19 protein-coding genes and 1 pseudogene are annotated in these 21,796 nt (G+C 58.9%); 19 read left to right on the forward strand and 1 reads right to left on the reverse strand.

The genetic code is table 11. From position 1 onward, the window contains the following. Positions 1–8: 8 nt before the first annotated feature. The 9 genes from R3F64_RS11120 to cobJ are packed head-to-tail and all read left to right on the forward strand — an operon-like array spanning position 9 to position 11,892. On the forward strand, positions 9–1,727 hold the full coding sequence (locus R3F64_RS11120) for an AAA family ATPase (protein ID WP_332611456.1): 1,719 nt from the start codon (positions 9–11) through the stop codon (positions 1,725–1,727). After that, positions 1,724–2,317, forward strand: a complete 594-nt coding sequence (gene cobO, locus R3F64_RS11125; RefSeq protein ID WP_268902222.1) for a cob(I)yrinic acid a,c-diamide adenosyltransferase — start codon at positions 1,724–1,726, stop codon at positions 2,315–2,317. Before R3F64_RS11120 ends, cobO begins: the two co-directional genes overlap by 4 nt. Next, positions 2,317–3,690, forward strand: coding sequence for a cobyrinate a,c-diamide synthase (locus R3F64_RS11130; RefSeq protein WP_309783138.1), 1,374 nt, complete (start codon positions 2,317–2,319; stop codon positions 3,688–3,690). The genes cobO and R3F64_RS11130 overlap by 1 nt, the downstream gene beginning before the upstream one ends. Next, complete coding sequence (cobW, locus tag R3F64_RS11135; RefSeq protein WP_332611461.1) at positions 3,677–4,774, forward strand: cobalamin biosynthesis protein CobW; 1,098 nt, start codon at positions 3,677–3,679, stop codon at positions 4,772–4,774. Before R3F64_RS11130 ends, cobW begins: the two co-directional genes overlap by 14 nt. Next, entirely contained in the window at positions 4,774–8,625 is a 3,852-nt protein-coding gene (cobN, locus tag R3F64_RS11140; protein WP_332611463.1) for a cobaltochelatase subunit CobN, read from the forward strand. Before cobW ends, cobN begins: the two co-directional genes overlap by 1 nt. Then, positions 8,615–9,766, forward strand: coding sequence for a cobalamin biosynthesis protein CobG (locus R3F64_RS11145; RefSeq protein ID WP_199285164.1), 1,152 nt, complete (start codon positions 8,615–8,617; stop codon positions 9,764–9,766). The genes cobN and R3F64_RS11145 overlap by 11 nt, the downstream gene beginning before the upstream one ends. After that, positions 9,750–10,379, forward strand: a complete 630-nt coding sequence (locus R3F64_RS11150) for a precorrin-8X methylmutase (protein WP_199285165.1) — start codon at positions 9,750–9,752, stop codon at positions 10,377–10,379. Before R3F64_RS11145 ends, R3F64_RS11150 begins: the two co-directional genes overlap by 17 nt. Then, complete coding sequence (cobI, locus tag R3F64_RS11155) at positions 10,376–11,101, forward strand: precorrin-2 C(20)-methyltransferase (RefSeq protein WP_085919577.1); 726 nt, start codon at positions 10,376–10,378, stop codon at positions 11,099–11,101. The genes R3F64_RS11150 and cobI overlap by 4 nt, the downstream gene beginning before the upstream one ends. Continuing rightward, positions 11,098–11,892 (forward strand): precorrin-3B C(17)-methyltransferase, encoded by a 795-nt coding sequence (gene cobJ / locus R3F64_RS11160; protein WP_199285166.1) that lies wholly within the window; start codon positions 11,098–11,100, stop codon positions 11,890–11,892. Before cobI ends, cobJ begins: the two co-directional genes overlap by 4 nt. Here the strand turns inward: cobJ and R3F64_RS11165 are convergent. Then, on the reverse strand, positions 11,835–12,581 hold the full coding sequence (locus R3F64_RS11165) for a cobalt-precorrin-6A reductase (RefSeq protein ID WP_085919579.1): 747 nt from the start codon (positions 12,579–12,581) through the stop codon (positions 11,835–11,837). The two genes, cobJ and R3F64_RS11165, sit on opposite strands and share 58 nt — an antisense overlap. On the opposite strand from R3F64_RS11165, the gene cbiE reads away from it, so the two are divergent. The 10 genes and pseudogenes from cbiE to R3F64_RS11215 all read left to right on the forward strand — a co-directional run bounded on the left by cbiE (position 12,574) and on the right by R3F64_RS11215 (position 21,578). Next, positions 12,574–13,827 (forward strand): precorrin-6y C5,15-methyltransferase (decarboxylating) subunit CbiE, encoded by a 1,254-nt coding sequence (gene cbiE / locus R3F64_RS11170; RefSeq protein ID WP_332611467.1) that lies wholly within the window; start codon positions 12,574–12,576, stop codon positions 13,825–13,827. The genes R3F64_RS11165 and cbiE overlap by 8 nt on opposite strands. Further along, complete coding sequence (locus R3F64_RS11175; protein ID WP_332611469.1) at positions 13,824–14,243, forward strand: cobalamin biosynthesis protein; 420 nt, start codon at positions 13,824–13,826, stop codon at positions 14,241–14,243. Before cbiE ends, R3F64_RS11175 begins: the two co-directional genes overlap by 4 nt. Then, the gene (gene cobM / locus R3F64_RS11180; protein WP_332611471.1) at positions 14,240–15,043 is read left to right on the forward strand and encodes a precorrin-4 C(11)-methyltransferase; all 804 of its coding nucleotides are present in this window, start codon (positions 14,240–14,242) and stop codon (positions 15,041–15,043) included. The genes R3F64_RS11175 and cobM overlap by 4 nt, the downstream gene beginning before the upstream one ends. After that, entirely contained in the window at positions 15,040–15,804 is a 765-nt protein-coding gene (gene cobF / locus R3F64_RS11185; RefSeq protein WP_332611473.1) for a precorrin-6A synthase (deacetylating), read from the forward strand. Before cobM ends, cobF begins: the two co-directional genes overlap by 4 nt. A 74-nt stretch (positions 15,805–15,878) precedes the next feature. Beyond that, the gene (locus tag R3F64_RS11190) at positions 15,879–16,319 is read left to right on the forward strand and encodes a YtoQ family protein (RefSeq protein ID WP_332611475.1); all 441 of its coding nucleotides are present in this window, start codon (positions 15,879–15,881) and stop codon (positions 16,317–16,319) included. 606 nt (positions 16,320–16,925) lie between these two features. Next, entirely contained in the window at positions 16,926–17,696 is a 771-nt protein-coding gene (locus tag R3F64_RS11195; protein WP_332611476.1) for a hypothetical protein, read from the forward strand. A 42-nt stretch (positions 17,697–17,738) separates the two neighbouring features. Beyond that, positions 17,739–18,398 (forward strand): hypothetical protein, encoded by a 660-nt coding sequence (locus R3F64_RS11200; RefSeq protein ID WP_332611478.1) that lies wholly within the window; start codon positions 17,739–17,741, stop codon positions 18,396–18,398. A gap of 143 nt (positions 18,399–18,541) precedes the next feature. Then, positions 18,542–18,952 (forward strand): annotated as a pseudogene (locus tag R3F64_RS11205) (transposase); the annotation flags it as partial. Positions 18,953–19,047: 95 nt separating this feature from the next. After that, positions 19,048–20,106: a nucleoid-associated protein gene (locus R3F64_RS11210; RefSeq protein ID WP_309783174.1), complete on the forward strand. Its 1,059-nt coding sequence runs from the start codon at positions 19,048–19,050 to the stop codon at positions 20,104–20,106. Next, a complete protein-coding gene (locus tag R3F64_RS11215) occupies positions 20,103–21,578 on the forward strand; it encodes a hypothetical protein (protein WP_332611483.1) in 1,476 nt (491 codons plus the stop codon). The genes R3F64_RS11210 and R3F64_RS11215 overlap by 4 nt, the downstream gene beginning before the upstream one ends. Positions 21,579–21,796 lie beyond the last annotated feature (218 nt).

The raw sequence follows: 21,796 nt of genomic DNA on the forward strand, positions 1-21,796 counted from the left end.
AGGTGCCGGTGAGTGAGTTTCCCTTTGCGGCGGTGGTTGGCCAGGAAGCGCTGAAAACCGCGCTGATCCTTAATGCCATTAATCCGCGTATCGGCGGGGTGCTGGTGAGTGGGCCAAGAGGTAGCGCCAAGTCGACCTTGGCAAGGGCTCTGGCCGCTATTTTACCTGGCGATAGCGACGGGCAGCGTGCTCCTTTTGTGACTCTGCCCCTGGGCGCCAGCGAAGACAGGCTGGTCGGCAGTCTGGATCTGCAAAAGGTGCTGGCCGATGGCGAAGCCACCTTTCATGCCGGGCTGCTCGCTAAAGCCGACGGCGGCGTGCTGTATGTGGACGAGGTCAATCTGCTGCCGGATACACTGGTCGATTTGCTGCTGGATGTGGCCGCCAGCGGTACCAATATCGTCGAGCGCGACGGTATCAGCCACTCCCATCCGGCGCGCTTCAGCCTGATTGGCACCATGAACCCGGATGAAGGCGAGCTACGCCCGCAGTTGCTGGATCGTTTTGGGCTGTGTATCGACCAGGCCGCGAGCATCAGCGTGGAAGAACGTATCGCCATCGTCCAGCAGCGCGAAGCCTTTGACCGCGACCCTGCGGGGGCGACCCGTGGCTTCGAGGAGGCCCAGGCCGCACTGACCGAGCGGATTCATCAGGCCCAGTGCCAACTGGTGGATGTCATTACCCCGTCATGGGTGTATCACACCATCGCCTCGTGCTGTGAAACCGCCGGTGTGGAAGGGTTGCGAGCCGACGTGACCTGGCATCGCGCCGCTCGTGCCCACGCCGCCTGGCGCGGTGCAAGCGAGGTAGCGCAGCAGGATATCGATACCGTCGAGCCGTGGGTGCTGGACCATCGGCGCACCCAATCGCCCGAGCAAACCCCGCCGTCTTCGCCGCCGAAGGCACCGCCTTCGGGAGGCGAGGGGGGTTCGTCATCAACGACTGGTGCGTCGACCGGTAGGTCACCCGAGCAGCGCGGCGAACAGGGTCAGTGGGGCGCCATGCCGCCCCAGGATCAGTCAACCATTCAGCAGGCAGCGCCTGAACTGGCGAATACGCCAAACGGTGTTGGTCAGGCGAAAACGGCGGCGACTCCGGCGTCCGGTGAAAAAGGTCAGGTATCAGGCAAGGGACGCTCGCGGACTGAAACGTCTCGTCTGGACGGCTTTGGCACCCTGATCGCCAACCGCGGCCAGTGGCCCTGGCGAACGCTAAAAATGCGCAAGACACAGGCCGGGCAGCCAAGGGCGCACCTGGTACTGCTGGATACCTCCGGCTCCACTCTGGGGCAGCGCCTGCTGGGCCAGGCAAAGGGGCTCGTAGAATCGCTGGTGCGCCAGGCCTACGCGGCACGTGAGCAGGTCGCCGTGGTGGGGTTTGGCAACGGCGGTGTGGTGCCGCTTCTGTCGCGCCGTCGTGCGCCCAAGCGTGTACAAGATGCGTTGGAGGCGGCGACGGGTGGCGGCGGTACGCCGCTGCGCGAGGCGGTGATCGAGGCCAAGCGCCTGATCCATCAGTGGCAACGACGCGAGCCCGGGCTGCACATCCGCACCTATCTGATTACCGACGGCCGTACCCGTGAATCCGTCGCCGACCTCGGCCCGCTGGGCGACTGCATATTGATGGATACCGAGTCGTCCAGAATCAAGCGCGGCCAGGGCGCACGCATCGCCCAGCAACTGGGGGCGCGCTACGCGACACCTTTTTCTGGACAGGAAACGCCATGAGTGACGATCGCCATACCCACCGCATGCAGCGCAAAAAGGACGTGGTCGACGAGCGCATCAGCCGCGCCACGGAAGAGCGCGGGGTATTGATCCTGCTGAAAGGCAACGGCAAGGGCAAAAGCAGCTCGGCGCTTGGCACTATGGCGCGGGCGCTGGGTCACGGGCAGCGCTGCGCAGTGATCCAGTTTATCAAGGGGCGCCGTGAAACCGGCGAGTACCTGTTCTTCCGCGATCAGCCCAACCTCGACTGGCACATCATGGGCCAGGGGTTTACCTGGGAAACCCAGGATCGCGAGCGCGATATTGAAGCCGCCCAGTCGGCCTGGGCGGTGGCCAAGGGGCTGCTCGAAAACCCTGACTACCACCTCATCGTCCTCGATGAAATGAGCTACATGTTCAAGTACGGCTATCTCGACCCGCTGCCGGTGGTCGAAGCGCTTAACCAACGCCCCGCGCATCAAAACGTGATCATCACCGGCCGGACCATGGCGACGCCGCTTCAGGAAATCGCTGACACCATCAGCACGGTGCAGGACGAGCGTCACGCCTTTCGTGGCGGTGTTAAAGCCCAGGCGGGGATCGAATACTGATGAGCACACCCACTGCAAGTTGCCCAGCGCTATTTATTGCCGCGCCTTCTTCCGGGCAGGGCAAGACCACCTTTACCGCCGCGCTGGCCAGGGCGCTGCGCAACCAGGGCAAGGTGGTGCGCGTGTTTAAAACCGGCCCCGACTACCTGGACCCCCAGGTGCTGGCGCAAGCCGCCGGTCAGCCAGTGGATCAACTGGACCTGTGGATGGCAGGCGATGCCTACTGCCGCCAGCGCTTTTACGAAGCCGCCCAGACGGCGGACATGATCTTGGTCGAAGGCGCTATGGGGCTGTTTGACGGCGAGCCTTCCAGTGCCGACCTGGCCGCGCGGTTTGGCTTGCCCATGGTGGTGGTGATGGACGTCAAAGGCATGGCGCAAACCGCGGGCGCACTCCTGGCGGGGCTGGCGGGCTTTCGCGACGATATCCGCATTGTCGGGCTTATTGCCAACAGCTGTGGCTCCGAGCGCCACCGCGAGCTGATCGAGACAACCCTGCCGACAGACATCCCGCTGCTGGCTGCCATTGCGCGTAACCCGGAACTGTCGCTGCCCGAACGCCATCTAGGCCTGGTGCAGGCCGACGAGATTCGTGACGACCTGGAAGAACGCTTTGAAAAGGGCGCCCGTGTTATCGAGGCGGAAAACCTGCCGCAAACGCTACTCGCTCTGCCGCCGGTGACGTTTTACGCCGCGCCAGAAGTCGCCACGGCGTCGTTACCGTCGCTTGCCGGGCTTACCATTGGTGTAGCCAAAGACGCCGCGTTCAGCTTTATTTACCAGGCCAACCTGGACCTGCTCGAACAGATGGGCGCCAAGCTGCGCTTTTTCTCGCCGCTTACCGACAGCGCCTTGCCCAGCTGCGATGCGCTGTGGCTACCCGGGGGCTACCCGGAAATTCACGCCGCGACCCTGGCGGCCAATGCGGCCATGCACGCGGCGATCAGGCAGTTTTTTGCCGACGACAAACCGATTCTTGCCGAGTGCGGCGGGCTGCTTTATTGCCTGGAAACCCTGACCGACTACGACGACACCACCCACACCATGCTGGGCCTGCTACCAGGGCAGGGCGCGATGCGCGGACGGCGGGGCTGCCAGGGGATGCAAACCGCCGAGCTGCTCGAAGGCCCGGTGCGCGGCCATGCCCACCATCGCTCGATGGCCGAAGGAACGCCTGAGCCCATCGCCCACGGCCGCCGCCAGCGCCACCCTGCGCCGGGGGAGGCCATTTTTCGTGAGCGTGGATTGACGGCCACCTACTTGCACCTGTTTTTTGCCAACAACCCAGCCGCGATCGCGCTGCTGTTTAGCGGCAAAGTGTCGCCAGCGCGTCAGCCTATCGATTCTGAGGACGAGACCCATGCAGTTAAATAAGATACCCGCCACCGTGGTCACCGGCTTTTTGGGCAGCGGTAAAACCACCTTGCTGGCGAGCATTCTGCGCCAGGTGACCGGCAAGCGAATTGCCGTGATCGTCAATGAATTCGGCGAGCAGGACATCGACTCAAGCCTGCTGCGCGGCTGTGCCCTCGACTGCGAAGACGGGCAAGCGGTGGAAGGCGACGACAGCGGCATCTTTGAGCTGGCCAACGGCTGTATCTGCTGCACCGTAGAGGAAGAGTTTCTACCGGTGATGAAAAAGCTGGTCGCCCGCCGCGACGATATCGACCATATTCTGATCGAAACCAGCGGCCTGGCGCTGCCCAAGCCGCTGGTGCAGGCGTTTAACTGGCCGGAGGTGCGCCAGCACTGCACTGTCGATGCCATCATTACCGTAATTGACGGCCCCGCCGTGGCCTCTGGCCGCTATGCCAGCGATGTTGCCAAGGTAGAAGCCCAGCGCCAGGCCGATGAAAGCCTGGATCACGACCCCAGCCTGCAGGAATTGCTCGATGACCAGCTCAGCGCGGCCGATCTGGTGCTGGTCAGCAAGACGGACCTGCTCAGCCCGGACGACAAGGCGCGGGTCGAGGCGTTGATTCAGGCGCGTGTGCCAGAATCAGTGAAGTACCTGTTTGTCGATCAAACCCTGGCCACCAACACCGTTCAACTGGAAGCCCTGATGGGCATTGGAGCGGCCAGCGAAGCCAGCATCGACCTGATCACCAACCACCACGATAAGCACCACGCTGAGGGCGCCCATCACGACCATGCCCACGACAACTTTGATTCCTGCGTGATCAGTCTGGGCGAAGTCGACGGCGAGCTGCTGGCAGCCAAGCTGCAGCACATTGTCAAAACCCAGGAAATCTACCGCGCCAAGGGCTTTGCGGCGATTCCCGGCAAGCCGATGCGCCGGGTGATCCAGGCCGTGGGCGAGCGTCTGGATGGCTACTTCGACCGCCTCTGGGCGGAAGGTGAAACGCGTCAAACCCAACTGGTCATCATTGGCAAGGCGCTGGACAGCGACGCGCTGCGTGAAGCGCTTGCCGAAGCAGAGGTAACAACAGCCGCCTAATGCACCTTTTTGCTGCTAAACCCGGCGGCTTTGTTGATGATGAAGGCATTGTCGATCTTCAACAAAGCCCCGCGGATGTCGTGATTCTCTCGGCCGCCGACAGCAACCTCTCGGCCCTGGCCCAGGCAATCGATCGCCTGGGCGAGCGCTACCCGTCGGTGCGTCTGGCCAACTGGATGAACCTGGTCAAGCCCGCCGCCTACGACCTCTACGAGGATCGGGTGTTGGAAAAGGCGCAGCTTGTGGTCGTGTCGATGCTGGGCGGGCAGGCCTACTGGCAATACGGCTACGAACGCCTGCTGGCTTGGCGGAATGCTAAGCCAGGCCGCCAGTTGATCCTGGTGCCCGGCTGCGACGCCCCGGACGATGCCCTGCTGGAAGCTTCGAGCGTCGACTATGACAGCGCCTATCGGGTATGGCGCTACCTGCGCGAAGGCGGCGTGGATAACGCCGAGCAGCTGCTGCGCTACCTGGGCAGCGAGTGCCTGGCGTTGCCCACCACCTGGAAGGAACCCAAGGTGGTGCCCGCGGCGGTGATCTATGCGCCCAGCGATGCCGCAAGCCAGACGGGGCGTCAGGTGATGAGCCTGAGCGAATGGCGGGCCAACCAGCAGCCGGAGCGGCCGGTGTGCCTGCTGCTGTTCTATCGCAGCCACCTGCAGGGCGCCAATACCCTGGTCGTCGACGGCATGATCGAGGCGCTAAAAGCGCAGGGGCTTGAGCCACTCGCCGTCGCCGTTGCCTCCTTGAAAGAGGCAGACTGCATTGCGTTTGTGAATCACCTGATCGAGCAGACCGGCGCCATGCTGGTGGTCAACACCACCAGCTTCTCCATCAACCGCAATTCCGACGACACCTACCCGCTGGGCGGGGCGATTCCCGAGAGCGTGTTCGTCGGCCAGCCGGTGATCCTGCAGGCGATTCTTTCCAGCAGCACCATGGAGGATTGGCAGGCCTCGGCCGCCGGGTTGAGAAGCCGCGATGTGGCGATGCAGATTGTACTGCCCGAAATGGACGGCCGGGTGATCACCCGTGCCGTGGGCTTCAAGGCGGAAGCGCTGTATAACGAACGCAGCCAGCTGTCGGTAACCCACCATGCCCTGCATCCCGAGCGTGCTGAATTTGTCGCCAAGCTGGCGCGCCGGTTCTGCCACCTGCGCACCACCCCCAATCACGCCAAACGGCTGGCGCTGGTGCTGGCCAATTACCCCAATCGCGATGGCCGGATTGGCAACGGCGTGGGGCTGGATACCCCGGCCTCAACGCTGCAGATATTAACCGCGCTGCAAACAGCGGGTTACCCGGTCAGCGACCTGCCCGACAGTGGCGATGACCTGATCCGCCTGCTGCAGGGGGCGGTAACCAATGACCGCAACGTCATCGACCAGCGCATGTGCTGGCAAAGCATTAGCGTTGACGACTACCTGGCCTGGTTTCAAACCCTGCCCGGTGAGTTGCAGGAAACGGTATGGACGCGTTGGGGCGCGCCCGCGGATGACCCCAAATGCCGTCAGGGGCGGCTGATGATCTCGGGTATCCGGCTGGGCGACACCTTCGTGGGTATCCAGCCCGAGCGCGACTTTATCGACGACCTGACCCAGTCCTACCACGATATGCAGCTGGCGCCGCCGCACAGCTACTTGGCGTTTTACTTCTGGCTGCGCGAGCACTATCAGGTGGAAGCGGTGATTCACGTGGGCAAGCACGGCAACCTTGAGTGGCTGCCGGGCAAAAGCAGCGCCTTGAGCGCCGACTGCTGGCCAGATATAGCGCTCGGCCCGGTGCCGCATTTCTACCCGTTTATCGTCAACGACCCGGGCGAGGGCGCCCAGGCCAAGCGGCGCAGCCAGGCGGTGATTATCGATCACCTGATGCCACCCCTGGCCCGCGCAGAGCTGTATGGCGACATGGCCAAACTGGAAGCGCTCACCGACGAATATTACCAGGCGCTGGATATGGACCCCCGGCGCGAGGCGTTAATCCGCGAGCAGATCCTTGAGCACCTGCGCGAGACCGGCATCGACCAGGAGTTGACCAAGGCGGTCGACAGCCAGGACGAAGCGCTGATCCTGAACGAGCTGGATACCTTCCTATGCGACATCAAGGAATCGCAGATTCGTCATGGCTTGCACGTGCTCGGCACGCTACCGCCAAAGGATAAAGTGGTCGGCACCTTGGTGGCGCTGCTGCGCTTGCCGAGAGGTGAAAGCATTGCCCAGCGCGGCTTGCTGCATAACCTGGCCGATGATCTGGCCCTGCAGGGCGAAGGCCAAGCGCCCTTTGACCCACTGATGGCCGATGCCGGCCCCTGGAACGGGCCTCGGCCGAACGTGCTACGCGAGCTGGATAGCGCCGCCTGGCGCAGCGGCAACGACACCCGCGAGCGGCTGGAAGCGTTGGCCCACCAACTGGTCGAGGCGTACGTGGTCGCGCCGGGCAGTCTGGAGACGTTGGCCGCCCAATATCCCGCGACCGCCGAGCAGCTGCGCTACGCCCGGGACCAGCTTTGGGTCGCGCTTCAGCAGAGCGCCGAGCTGGAAATCAGCTCGCTGCTGGAAGGCCTGGATGGCCTGTTTGTGCCGCCGGGGCCGAGTGGCGCCCCCAGCCGTGGGCGGCTGGATACGTTGCCCACCGGGCGCAATTTCTTCAGCGTGGACAACCGCTCGATTCCATCGCCCGCCGCCTGGACGCTGGGCGAAAAATCCGCCCAGGCGTTCGTTGAGCGCTACCTGCAGGATAACGGCGACTACCCCCGTCGCCTGGGACTCTCCATCTGGGGCACCGCCACCATGCGCACCGGTGGCGATGACATTGCTCAGGCCTTTGCGCTGATGGGCGTGCGCCCCATCTGGTCGCTGGGTTCCCAGCGGGTCATCGATATCGAGGTGATACCCTCGATGCTGCTCAACCGCCCGCGGGTGGACGTCACGCTGCGGGTTTCCGGCTTCTTCCGCGATGCCTTTCCCAACGTGATCCGGCTGTTCGATGCGGCGGTACAGGCGGTGGCCAGCTACGCCGAACCGGGCAACAGCAACACCATTCGTGATGCGGTGATGGCCCGCCAGCAGGTGCTGGAAAAGCAGGGGCTGAGTGTCGAGATGGCCGCCCAGCAGGCGGGCTATCGGATCTTTGGCAGCAAGCCGGGCGAGTACGGCACCGGCCTGAATCGGCTGATCGACAACGGCGCCTGGGAAAATGCCGATGACCTGGCTCAGGCCTACCTGGACAACGGCGCCTACGCCTACGGGCAGTTTGCCGAGTCTGGCACGGCCGCCCCGGATGCCTTCGAGCAGCAGCTTAAAGGCCTGGAAGCGGTGATGCAGAACCAGGATAACCGCGAGCACGATATCCTCGATTCCAACAGCTACTACGCCTTCCAGGGCGGTATGGCCAATGCCAGCCGCTCGCTGAGCGGCAAAACCCCGGATATCTACCACGCTGACCACGCCAACCCCGCCCAGCCCAAGATTCGCACGCTGAAAGAGGAGCTGGCCAAGGTGATTCGCTCGCGGGTGCTCAACCCCAAGTGGATCAACGCCATGCGCGAGCATGGCTATAAAGGCGGCTTCGAGATGGCGGCCACCATCGACTATCTATTCGCCTACGATGCCACCACCGACCTGGTCGCCGACTACCAGTACGCCCAGGTCACCGATGCGCTGGTGCTGGATGACGCCAATCAGCAGTTCCTGCGCGAGCATAACCCCTCGGCGCTGGAAGAAATGGCCGAACGCCTGCTCGAAGCCGCCCAGCGAGGCATGTGGCAGGCACCCGGTGAGCAGGGCGACGCGCTGAAAGACCTGCTGCTGGACATGGACGAGGCCAAGGAGGTCGCGGCGGATGTCGGCTGAGCCCCGCATCAAGGGCTGGTGCCCCGGTGCCTGGCAACCGATGGCAACCGGCGATGGTTTACTGGTGCGCGTGCGCCCACGGCTGGGCCAGCTTGAACGTGGCCAGGTGCTGGCGCTGTGCGACGCGGCGGAGGCCTACGGCAGCGGCTTGATCGAACTGACCAGCCGCGCCAATCTGCAATTGCGCGGCGTGACCGAGGCGAGCTGGCCCGCCCTGATGGAGACCCTGGTCGCCCATGAATTGATTGACGCCGACCCGGAAGCGGAGCGTCGTCCGCAAATTCTATTGGCCCCCGGCTGGCAAGCGGGGGACGATACCCATAAAATCGCCAGCGCGCTTGTCGACCGTTGGGCAGAGTTGCCGGTGGTGCCCGCCAAGGTCGGGATCGCCATTGATGCAGGCAAGGCGCCGGTGCTAGGCGATGCCTCGGCGGACTTTCGTATCGAGCGCGCCAATTCGGGCGGCCTGTTGGTGCGCGCCGACGGTTATTCGTTGGGCACCGCAGTGCGCTCGATTGACGCCGCCGTGGCGCAACTTATTCGCCTGCTGGCATGGTTTGTCGACAGTGGCGGCTGGGACAGCAAACGCATGCGGCGCCATCATGTGCCGCTGCCTGACTGGGCCCCGACCAACGCACGTCCCGCTGCAACGGGCAGCCAATTGCCTCTGGGCAAGCACGAACACGGCGCGGTGTATGGCCTGCCGTTTGGGCGGGTGCCTGCCAAGGTGCTCAGGACTGCGGTGACGCCTGCCGACGTTACCGCCTTGCAGGTGACGCCCTGGCGGCGTATCTGGGTCGCAGGCGCCAGCGTCGAAGTCATCGACGGGTTGATAACCGACGAACAGGACGCCCGCTTGCAGATTGATGCCTGCCCGGGCGCGCCTTATTGCGAGCAGGCCAGCGTGGCCACCCAGCCGCTTGCCGAGCGCCTGCGTGGGGTTACCCAAGGCTCGGTGCATGTATCCGGCTGCGCCAAGGGCTGCGCCCGGCGCTCACCGGCCGACGTGTGTTTGGTCGGCCAGGCCGGTAGATTTGACCTTATAATTAACGGCCGTGCCGATAGCACGCCGGTCAAGACAAACCTCACGGAGACTGAGGTAATCGCTTATTTGGAGAGTTTAGGTGCCCCACATTTATGAAACCGACGGCCCGGCGATTTACCGGGAGTCCTTTGCCACTATTCGCCGTGAAGCAGACCTGGGGCGGTTTTCTCACGATGAAGAGCCGATTGCCGTGCGCATGATTCATGCCGCCGGTCTGGTAGAGCTTGCCGCCTCGATACATTTTGCAGGCGATGTGGTCAGCCACGCCCGCAAAGCGCTCGAAGCCGGCGCACCGATTTTATGTGATGCCCGCATGGTATCAGAAGGCATCACGCGTAAACGCCTGCCCGCGGATAACCCGATTATCTGCACGCTGAATGACGAGCGCACGCCCGCACTGGCCAAAGAGATGGCCAACACCCGCTCGGCGGCGGCGCTTGAACTCTGGCGCCCGCACCTGGAAGGCGCGGTGGTGGCGATTGGCAACGCGCCCACGGCGTTGTTTCATCTGCTCAATATGCTCGAAGACCCTGACTGCCCGCGGCCCGCCGCGATTATTGGCTGCCCGGTGGGCTTTGTCGGCGCGGCGGAATCCAAACAGGCGCTCTGGGAGAGCCAGGTGAGCCCCTGCTGCACGGTGCAGGGACGTCTGGGCGGCAGCGCCGTGACCGTCGCCGCCCTCAATGCCATTGCGGACCGAACAGAATGACCCAGGGAATCATCTACGGGGTCGGCCTTGGCCCGGGAAGCCAGGACTTGATGAGCGTGCGCGCCGACCGCCTGATCCGCGGCGCCTCGCACGTGGCCTACTTTCGCAAGAAGGGGCGTACCGGGCATGCGCGCAGCATCGTCGAGGGCATGCTGGCCCCCGAGGTCACCGAGCTTGCCATGGAATACCCGGTGACCACGGAAATCCCCTTCGACGACCCGCGTTATAACGAGTTGCTGGCCAATTTTTACCAACGCAGCGTGGCGCTGCTGATCGAGCTGGCTGAGGCTGGGCGTGATGTGGTGGTACTTTGCGAAGGCGACCCGTTCTTCTACGGCTCCTTCATGCATCTTTATACCCGGCTACTGGACCACGTGCCGGTCTCCGTGGTGCCGGGGATCACCGGGATGTCGGCGGCCTGGACCGCCACCGGCCAGCCGATCACCTGGGGCGACGATATCCTCACGGTGGTCATGGCCACGCTGCCGGAGTCGTCCCTGGCCGAACGCATTGCCGAGACCGATGCGCTGGTGGTGATGAAAATCGGCCGCAACCTGGACAAACTGCGCCGGGCGCTTGCCCACGCCGGGCGCGAGGACGAAGCCTGGCTGATCGAATACGCCGCCATGCGCCAGGAACGGGTTCAGCCCTTCAAGGACGTGGGCGAGAGCGTGCCCTACTTCTCGATTGTGCTAATTCATGGCCATGGGAGGCGCCCATGAGCGGCTGGCTGAAAATCGTCGGCCTGGGGCCGGGCAGCGACACACTGGTAACGCCCGAGGTGTCGGCGGTGCTTGCCGAGGCCACCGATGTGGTGGGCTATGTGCCCTACGTGGAACGCGTCGCGCCCAGGGCGGGGCTTGTGCGCCATGGCTCGGACAACCGGGAAGAAATCCAGCGGGCCGAGCAGGCGCTGACGATGGCCTCTGACGGCCGTCGCGTGGCGGTGGTGTCCTCCGGCGATCCGGGCGTGTTTGCCATGGCCTCGGCGGTGTTTGAAGCCTTGGAAGCAGGCGATGCCCAGTGGCGCTCGCTGGACGTTCAGGTACTGCCGGGGATTTCCGCCATGCTGGCCGCCAGTGCCAGCGTCGGCGCGCCGCTGGGGCACGACTTCTGCTGCATTAATCTATCCGACAACCTCAAGCCCTGGGCGCTGATTGAAAAGCGCCTGCGCCTGGCCGCCGAGGCCGACTTTGCCATGGCGTTCTACAACCCGCGCTCCAGGGCGCGGCCAGAAGGCTTTGTGCGTACCCTGGAGGTGCTGCTTGACGCCTGCGGGCCGGAAAGGCTGATCATTTTTGCCCGCGCTGTCTCGACTCCGGATGAGTCGATTCGCGTGACCACCCTGGGCGAGGCGACGCCGGAGATGGCAGACATGCGCACCCTGGTCATCGTGGGTTCCAGCCAGACGCGGCGCATTGAAAGGCAAGGCCATGAACCGAGCGAACCCTGGGTTTATACCCCTCGCTCGGTGGGCGCCAAAAGCCAGGCCAGCACGTCATCTAGGGCGTGACATTCCCGACGTGAGGGCAGCCTAGGCCGCTCGATCATCACCACCGGCAGGCCGAGCGTGCGGGCGGCGGTGAGTTTGGACACCGCGCCGTCGCCGCCGGCGTTTTTGCACACCAGACGCTCAACGGCGTGGTCCTTGAGCAAGGCCAGATCGCCCGACGTGGTAAACGGGCCGCGCGCGACGGTGATAGTCTGGTGGGGCAGCGGTATCGGCTGCTCGGGGTGATCGACCAGCCGCAGTACATAGTGATGCTGGGGCATCGCGGCAAAGGCTTCCAGGTGTTGGCGCCCGATGGCCAGCATGATGCGCTGGGGCGGGCCGTCCAACTGGTCCACTGCCTCGTCGATGCTGGCAGCGTGCGTCCAGTGATCGCCGGGCTGGGGTTGCCAGGCCGGGCGGGTGAATGCCATCAGGGGAATATCGCATTGCGCGGCAGCGGCCAGCGCGTGGCGGCTCATCTGCTCGGCGAAAGGGTGGGTCGCGTCAATCAGGTGGGTAATGCCCGCTTGCTTAAGGTAGTCGACCAAGCCAGCCACGCCGCCAAAACCGCCAACACGCGTCGGCAAGGGTTGCGCCTTGGGGGTGCTGACCCGCCCCGCATAACTATAGATGGCCGGGATAGAACGCTCGGCCAGCAGGCTGGCCAGGGCGCTGGCCTCTGAGGTTCCGCCAAGAATCAGGATGTTCATAGTGGTTAACGGTAACGAGGTTCCCTGGCTGACGATAATAGGCTGGGGGGAGAGTGGCACACAGGGTCTCACGGCGGCAAGCCGCGAGGCGTTAGCGCGTGCCGAAGTCGTGTTTGGCGCGCGCCGACACCTGAGCTTGCTTGCACCCCTGAGCACTGACCAAAGCGCCGACCTGAAAGCCGACTTGAAAACCAAGCTGCGTGAATGGCCGGTGCCGTTTGCCGACGGCATCCCCCAACTGCTTGCCGAACGCGGCCGCCGCGTGGTGATGCTGGCCTCCGGCGACCCCTTCTGGTTTGGCGCGGGCACCTCCATCGTTAGCCACCTTGAGCCCCGGGAATGGCAGGCGCTGCCGTCGCCCTCGACGTTCAGCCTGGTGGCTTCCTGCCTGGGCTGGCCGATTCAGGACTGCACCTGCCTGGGCCTGCATGCCAAGCCGTTAACCCGCGTCCGCCCCTACCTGCAGCCGGGCAGGCGCTTGCTGGTGCTGGTCAGGGACGGTGACGCGGTAGCGGAACTTGCCCAGTGGGTCTGCCAATTCGGCTTTGCGGTTTCAAAACTGACGGTGCTGGAAGCCCTGGGCGGCGAGCACGAACGGGTGCGTGCCTTTCCGGCAGCGGCGACGCTTCCCGATGACATCACGCATCCAGTGGCGGTAGCGCTTGAGGTTGCAGGCGAGGGGCCTGCATTGCCGCTGACGCCCGGGCTTGCCGATGGCTTTTTTGAACACGACGGCCAGATCACCAAACAACCCATTCGCGCCATGACCCTGGCCGCGCTGGCGCCCAAGCCCGGCGAGCGGCTGTGGGATATCGGCACCGGCTCGGGCTCGATTGCCATTGAGTGGCTGCTCGCTCACCCGGATAATCAGGCGGTGGGCTTTGAGCAAAACGCGGAACGGGCAGCAAGAGCGCGCAGCAACGCAGTGAACCTGGGCGTTGACTGGCTTGAAGTGAAAGAGGGCAGCACGCCGGACGTGCTAAACGATACGCCGCTGCCCGATGCGGTATTTATCGGCGGCGGGCTATCCCAAGCGCTGTTGGACGACTTATGGCAGCGCCTGCCCGAAGGGGTGCGCGTCGTCGCCAATGCGGTGACACTTGAATCCGAAGCGCTGCTGGCGCAATGGCAACAAAAAGCTGGTGGCGAACTGATGCGCCTGGAACTTGCCAACGCCGCACCCATCGGCACCCGACGGGGCTGGAAGGCCAGCTATCCGATCGTGCAGTGGTGGGGCGTTCGATGAAGGCGCAGACGCTGCATGTGGTTGGATTTGGCTTTCGCCGCGAGGCCACGCTTGCCTCCCTCGCCCAGGCGCTGGATCAGCTTGCCGAGCAGTACGGGGCTATTTACCAATACGGCGCTGGCGCTATCGATAAGCTGGCGGCGGCTCGTTCCATGCTGCCACTAGTCGAAGAGCTAGGACGACTGCGCAACATCGAAGTCATCACCGTAGCGGACGCCGAGCTGCCGACGGTGACAACGCTGACTCATTCCGCGCAAAGTTTACAAGCCCGAGGTACGGGCAGCGTGGCTGAGGCCGTGGCGCTGATAGCGGCGGGCCCAGGGGCAACGCTGCTAGGGCCTCGGATAATCTCAGCGGATAGGCAAGCCACCGCCGCCCTGGCGTTGTCAGAAGTACCAGAAGGAATCACCGAATGACCGTTCATTTCATCGGCGCCGGGCCAGGCGCCCCTGACCTGATCACGCTGCGCGGCCGCGACCTGATTGCCGCGAGCCCGGTGTGCCTCTACGCAGGCTCGCTGGTGCCGCAAGAACTGCTTGAGCATTGCCCATCAGGGGCGCGCATCGTCAACACCGCGCCGCTGTCGCTGAACGAGATCATCCAGGAAATCCAGGCCGCCCACGCGGCTGAGCAGGATGTCGTGCGGCTGCACTCTGGGGATGTATCGGTATGGTCAGCGGTGGGGGAGCAGACCCGCCGCCTGCGTGCCCTCGAGATTCCCTACACCATCACCCCCGGCGTGCCCGCCTTTGCCGCCGCTGCGGCCAGCTTGGGCCAGGAGCTGACCCTGCCGGGCGTGGCGCAATCGGTGGTGCTGACGCGTACCTCCGGGCGCGCCAGCGCCATGCCGGACAACGAAACCCTGGCCAACTTTGCCCAAACCGGCGCGACACTGGCGATTCACCTGTCGGTACATAACCTCGAAAACGTGGTGGCGTCGCTGACGCCGTACTACGGGGGTGACTGCCCCGTGGCCATTGTGTGGCGAGCCAGCTGGCCCGATGAAAAAATCATCAGAGGGCGCCTATCCACCATTGAGGCGTTGGCCGCCAACACGCTGCAACGCACGGCGCTGATTCTGGTCGGGCCGGTGCTCGAGAGCCAGGATTTCCAGGAAAGCGCGCTGTACGCCGTGGGCTACGACCGCCGTTTTCGGCCACAGTCCGCGGACTCGCCGTTTGCCAACCTGCCAGACGAGGAGGGCCGCGACGGATGACGACGCTTTCGCTGATCGGCATCGGCACGGGCAACCCAGACCACGTCACGCTTGCCGCCGTGCGCGCCCTCAACGACGCCGACCTGATCCTGCTGCCGCGCAAAGGCGAAGCCAAAAGCGACCTGGTCGACCTGCGTCGCCTGCTGTGCCAGACCCTGCTGCGCGAGCCCGAGCAGGCTCAAATCGTCGAGTTCGACTTGCCCAAGCGCGGCGAGCGGGGCGATTACCTGGGCGCCGTTGATGAATGGCATCACGCCATCGCCGAGGTGTGGGCATCATTGATGGCGCGCCACCTGCCCGAAGGCGGGCGGGTCGGCATGCTGATCTGGGGCGACCCCTCGCTTTACGACAGCAGCCTGCGCATCGCTGAACGCCTGGGTGCGGCCGGGCGGCAGGTAGACGTCGAGGTGGTGCCCGGCATCACCAGCCTGCAGGTACTCACCGCCGAACACCGCATACCGCTTAACGCCTTGGCCGAGCCCATCCAGATCACCACCGGCCGCCGCCTGCGCGAACGCGGCTGGCCAAGCGATGCCGCCACCGTCGCCGTCATGCTCGACAGCGGCGGGGCGTTTACCGCGTTGCCCGCCGACGATACCTACATCTGGTGGGGCGCCTACCTCGGCATGGAGAAACAGTGCCTGATCAAAGGTTGGCTAAGCGAGGTCAGCGACGAGATCATCCAGCGCCGCGCCACCCTGCGCAAACAGCACGGCTGGATCATGGATATCTACCTGCTGGCAAAACAGCCGCTGATTTGACGCCGGTATCAATATGGAATGTTTTTCCATAAAATAACTGTATCCATTAAATCACCGAGTTTTCAGGAGCGATCATGAGCTTTTACGTTTATCTATCCGGCGAGATCCACACCGACTGGCGCGACGAAATCCAGCGCGGCGCCGACGCGGCAGGCCTGGATATCGTCTTCACCGCCCCGGTGACCGATCACGACGCCTCGGACGCCGCCGGTGACCACCTCGGCAAACCCGAAAATGGCTTCTGGCGCGACCACCAGTCCTCCAAGGTCAACGCCATCCGCACCCGCACCATGATCGAACAGGCCGACCTGGTCGTCGTACGCTTCGGCGACCAGTACAAACAGTGGAACGCCGCCTTCGATGCAGGCTACTGCGCCGCCCTCGCCAAGCCCTACATCACCCTGCACAGCGAAGACATCGTCCACCCGCTGAAAGAAGTCGATGCAGGCGCAAACGCCTGGTGCACCACCACCGACCAAGTCGTCGAGACCCTCCGTTACGTCCTCAAAGCCTAATACGCCCACCCAGCGAAGCACGGTGTCCTGCAGGAGTGCAATTCATTGCACGACCAACAGCCATCGTGCCACCAAGCCCGCAATGCGGGGCTGTAGGAGCCCAATTCATTGGGCGATCAGAGTGTAATCAGCCACCAAAAACGATCGCCCAACGAAGTCGGGCTCTTACAGAAGCCCTCTGCAATGGGGTTGCAAGGGGCCATCCATTGCCATTTAAGAAATCATCACGTCATCAATGCCTGCGTCGAGGGGGTTGTAGGAGCCCAATTTATTAGGCGATCAGCATTAAATCAGCCAACGAAAACAATCACTTGTACAGATTTTCCTTCCTCGCCTTTCCAACCCTAAACACACCACCTACAAAATTTACCTTCCCGACGCGTGACCTAAGCCAATTTTATGAATAGAGTATTAGTGAACAGAGCAAAACAAGCGGGCACGCGAATTTTGTATATGCTGCCAAGTAATCAGTTTGATAAATTGTAAAACAATGGGTTATGAGTATGTGGCTGGCTAGATAATGTCAATAAACGCGTCGGCACATTCATTGATATTATGCAGCCGGGCGTATAATCACTGTTAAAAATTTCTTGTGGTTGAGATTTTATGGATAAATCAGAGATAGCAATTTCCATCTCTCTGGGGAGTCTTTTGGTTTCTCTTGGTGGGCTTTTATTTGCAATCCATAGCTCTCGAAAGGCAAGAAGAATTGAGCGCGCGAGAGTCTACGACAAGGTTTACCATGATGCTTCAGATCTTCTAGTTTACAACTACAAAAAAAAGATAGAAGAGCCATACAGGTCGGAAGATAAATTTCTAGAAAAGGCAGTCAATGAATACGAAAACTCTCATTGGCTAGAGCAGATGTATGGATTTAATATTGATTACCCAGAAGGCGTTGAATCAGAAGAGACGAAACAGGATTACCGAAAAAAGGTACGTGATGAATACTACAAACACCAACATGAAAAGCATGTAGATTCTTTCGTTGAGACCATGGAAAACAGATCCCCGGTATTCAATCTGGATAATCAAGAGTACGCTGAACGATTTAATCGTCTTGTTGATCACGTTACACACAACCTATCTTACTTCAGTCCTCCAGTTGTGGAGTGCTGGGAGAAAATGAGGTTGCTAACCCCTGAGAAGGTACGCAATGAGTACGTTTCGTTAAGGCGCGTAAACGAATCTGCATGCGAGCCTTTAGAAGAACCAATTGAAGACCCTTATCTTGGCATTCTTCTGATAATACGACACGAGTATCGCGAACTAAATAAGCCACTCAAGACAAAATGGGCGGAATTCTGGTTTAATCTTACAACCATCCGTTACCGTGTAAGACGAATTTTTAACAAGAAAAGGCAGTGGGACGTGTAAACACGCCCCTGCTTTTGGCGTTAGATTCTTGAGGAGTATGTTTTGCAGCACGAGCAATCCCTTGCTGATAACTTTAATTCGTTTATGGAGAGGAAGGCCGTAGAGTTTGGCTGCCGATTTCACTCATTTTCATTGGACGGGCAAGATCGCGACGCAGGCGCAGACTACGTGCTTACAGACGTAGATCGATTTGCAATTGTTGAATTTAAGTATTCAGACAAAAATCTCATTAGTGAGAAACATAAACCTCGAAGGCTAAAACTATGTAAAGGCCTTGCCAAAAACGAAAAGATGCGTAATTTGCATGATAAGTGCCATTTTATCTCCTGGACTGAAGGTAAAGAGTTGTCTGTTAAAGCTAACATTTACCGAAAGGAAGTCTGTAATAAGATGATTTTTGGCAATGACTGCGGCTTGATCGTCAACTCTCCCGAGTTTGACGCGCGTATCGGAACTGGCAAGTTTGCAAACGATTTTTTTGGTAGCGAGTCTAGGGCCAGCCTTACACGAAGAAAGTTCGAGGCATATGTTGCTTGGGTATTAAAGGAAACGAGCGGATCGCAGAGGTCAACGCTTGAGCTGATAGCATTTAACCCGAAATCGATGGACTTGGCTCTGGTTCGGCTTGAGTCAATAGAAGCCGCACAGAACTGGGTTCGGGACCACTATTCGCCCCCGAGACAGGGAATTGGTTATCCATAAATCTAACCAGTAGCGGCAGCCGGACCAATTGGTTTCGCTTCGCTCCACAAACTGGCCGCTGCGCACGGCGTTGAGGCTGTAGAAAAACCCCGCTGACCCCTAAGTTTTGGTAGGATTGAGGAAACAGACGAGGAGTGATCAGCATGCCGCGCTTCAAGGCTTATAACTACGATCAGAGCGCCATGGTAGTGATCAACTACCAGGATCAGCTCCAGCCAGGCACCTTTGAACACGCCGTACACTACCTGATCGAGCACAAGCTTGACTTGTCCGTTTTTCATCCCAAGTATCGCAACGACGCGACGGGTCGACTGGCCTATGATCCGGCCATCCTGCTCAAGATCATTCTGTTTGCTTACTCAAAAGGCATCACCTCCAACCGCGAGATGCAATGGTGTTGCGAGACCAACATCATTTTCAAAGCGCTTTCCTGCGATACCGTGCCCCACTTCACCAGCCTGGCAAGCTTCGTCAGCCGCCATGCTGATGAGATTAAAGCGCTGTTCGAGCAAGTGTTGTTGGTGTGCCACCAGCAAGGCTTGTTCGCTAGCCAATCTGGAAGTAACCTGCCTTCATGAAGGATAATGGCTACATCGTGTTTTGGCAGGCAGCGCCTCCAAAGGAATCGACCTAAAAACAAGGTGGGAAAATGCCAAAAGAGAGTTCTCTATCTAACAAAGTCAAAGAGTCAGTAGTAATTGAGAAGTTCATTTTCCACGTTGTTATCAAAGGCGAGGATGAGCCCCGTACAATGGCAAGGGTCGATCTGGAGCCGAATCAACGAGAGTTCTTCTGTCAGCGAATTGCGGATTCTGCTGAAGGGACGCAATTTAAATTCCGAGAGAAAGACATGGGGACAGCACTCCGTTGCAAGCGAATCATTGAGAATCCCGATGAATACTTTCTTGCTGAATCAATTAGCCTAGCGACAGATTTTCAAGAAGAACACAAAGGTAACGTGACGGACGGTGCCTTCATTGTTGCATTTTTTACAATCGAAGTAGCGGAGCAAAGGGTGCCAATGGTTGCTATGATCAAAATGGATCATAGCCGAGTTCTAGAGTACAAAATTAAGCAGGAAGCTGGTGGTTCTGTAGCCAAGATAAGCGAAATACTGAATTCTTTTGTAGAGAGTAAAACTGCTGTTCAAAAATGCGCTATCGTTGATGTTGGGGATACTTTCGACTGGGATGTTCTCGCTTTTGAGAAGCGAAAGAAGGTGGGTATCGCAGACTACTTCAGGGTCTTTCTTAAGGTCTTAGAGGCTGATAATGCGAGCAATCTGACAAGGAAGGCAGTGAGTTCAACTTTCACGTGGGCACGTACCAACACTCAAGATCTGGCCGAGTTGCCTCGTTACTATAAAGATAGAGCCATCGCCTACTTAGAAATGCATGATCATTTTGACACCGCAACTTTTATTAATACGGTTGTGAAAGATGATGATGAGGAAAGAAAAGCTCGGCTTATGGAAAGTCTACATGAAGAACTTTCAGTTACTGGTGTAGCTGGGCAGAGATTTTCTCCAAAGCCTGCTTCAATTCTTGATGCAGATAAGAGAAACAAGATTGTGACGGACAAAAATGTCCAGGTTATCTGGTCGGGAGATGAGGAAGCCGCTGGCATTAGAATCAGTGATCCCGATGAGAATGGGATGATCGACATTCACATTAGAACAAAGTCAAACCCGAGAAATAGAATTAAATGAAAGAAAAGAATCTGATTTTCGAGTTAAGAGACAAGATCTTTGATCTCTATGCGAAAGCCGCTTCATCTGAAGACGGCGTTGAAGATGTGCGCATTGATGGCGAGGAGGATGTTGAACTCCTACAGTTGGCGTCGGAAATAATTCTTCTCGCTAAAAATCTTGACGTACATACATCTATCAGACTTGAGATAGATGAAGAATATACGGAAATCGATGATTTAGAGCCTTACCTAGATGGAACGTATGGGTTTTCGAAATGGTGCTTAAATATTAGTAAGCTAGTTTTGTCGAAAGGTTTAAAAAATAAAGACGACGATACTTCCATGCTGTTTTTCTTTGACGAAAAGGTTTTTAAAGCTTGGCTTTCCGCTTTGGATCCATTGAAAAGCATTAATAATTTATTCGTTGAAAACCAATCCGTTTTAATATTCGTAGTTGGGCTAAAGGCTAGCTTTGGGGGACCCAGACTTGCTGTTTTACCTTTTGAAAGTTGTGAAGTTATCGACAGCTGGTGGCCATTTAAAAGTGAGTTACCCCAAGAGAATACTCTCAGAGAGCATGTGCATTTAGTTCCTTCTGAGCCAATTAGTCTTTCTCCTCAATCTTTTGAACTCACATGGGGTGACTTTGGCTGTGACTTGGCTAGTTTATTTCGTAGAATGTCCGGAATGTGTGCAGCAGCGGGCTTAGCTGATGTGATCTATGGTCAAGAAAAAATAGTTCTTAAAGGTGTTCGGCACCTAGAGATTCCACTGCTGGAGAAATCTGAGGAAGTACCCGATAAAGATTCACTAACTTTAATACAAAGTGCTTTGTCGTGGGTATATGAAGAAAGAGTAGATACAAGGAAAAGGCTTCTCTCAGATAGATTATGTTTGGAGTCAGATAATGAAGCCAGTTTTATCTCCTTATTGGTCCAGCATTTGGACGACTCGTTAAAACAATCAAAGGACCAATATCGATTTGTAATTCTAGATCGAAAAGACGAATATGCAAAGGAATTGCGAGATCTTTTAAAAGATTTAAGACAACAAGCTGATTTGTATGCAGAGAAAGTAAGGGGGTTAATAGCTGGATTGCTCAGGGATACACTTGCTGCTTTCGTGTTTGTTGCGCTCTCGTTAAGTTCTCGGCTTGGTTCTAATGCAGATGTTCTTATGTCGGGTGCCGGTGTTCTTTTTTTTAAGGCCTTAGCTATTTATTTTATCGTTTCTGCTTTCTTTCAGTCGACTTCTGCTTTAAGAGATATATGGCTTTCCGATAAAGAGCTTGAGAAGTGGTCTGAAATAACTAGAGAGTATTTTTCTAGAAAGGAAATACACGGAAGAATCAATGAAGACTTGAGAGGGCGTCGCGATACTTTTTATTTTTATATGGTTTTGATTGTGATTTCGTATTTAATAATGGCGGGGCTAAGCTGGAATATGTTATATCTCGCGAAATGCTTCACAGATATTGGTGGCGCTAATTAGAAGTATTCAGATGTAAGTTGCCAATTAGAGAACCAAGATAGATTCATTTTGAGACCTGAAACGTTCTGCAAAGAATCCTGAAAACGGAAAATAAACTCTGTCTCTGTTTTGGTTCCCGGGTGGAAAGTCGGCAAGGCGTTTTAGCCATATGAGAAAATTTAACAAGTCAAGATAGTGAGTCAGATTTTGCCTCGCAAAGCTCAAAATGGAAAATCTGC

The organism is Halomonas sp. 5021 (genome assembly GCF_036663435.1).
Taxonomy (GTDB): Bacteria; Pseudomonadota; Gammaproteobacteria; order Pseudomonadales; family Halomonadaceae; genus Vreelandella; species Vreelandella janggokensis.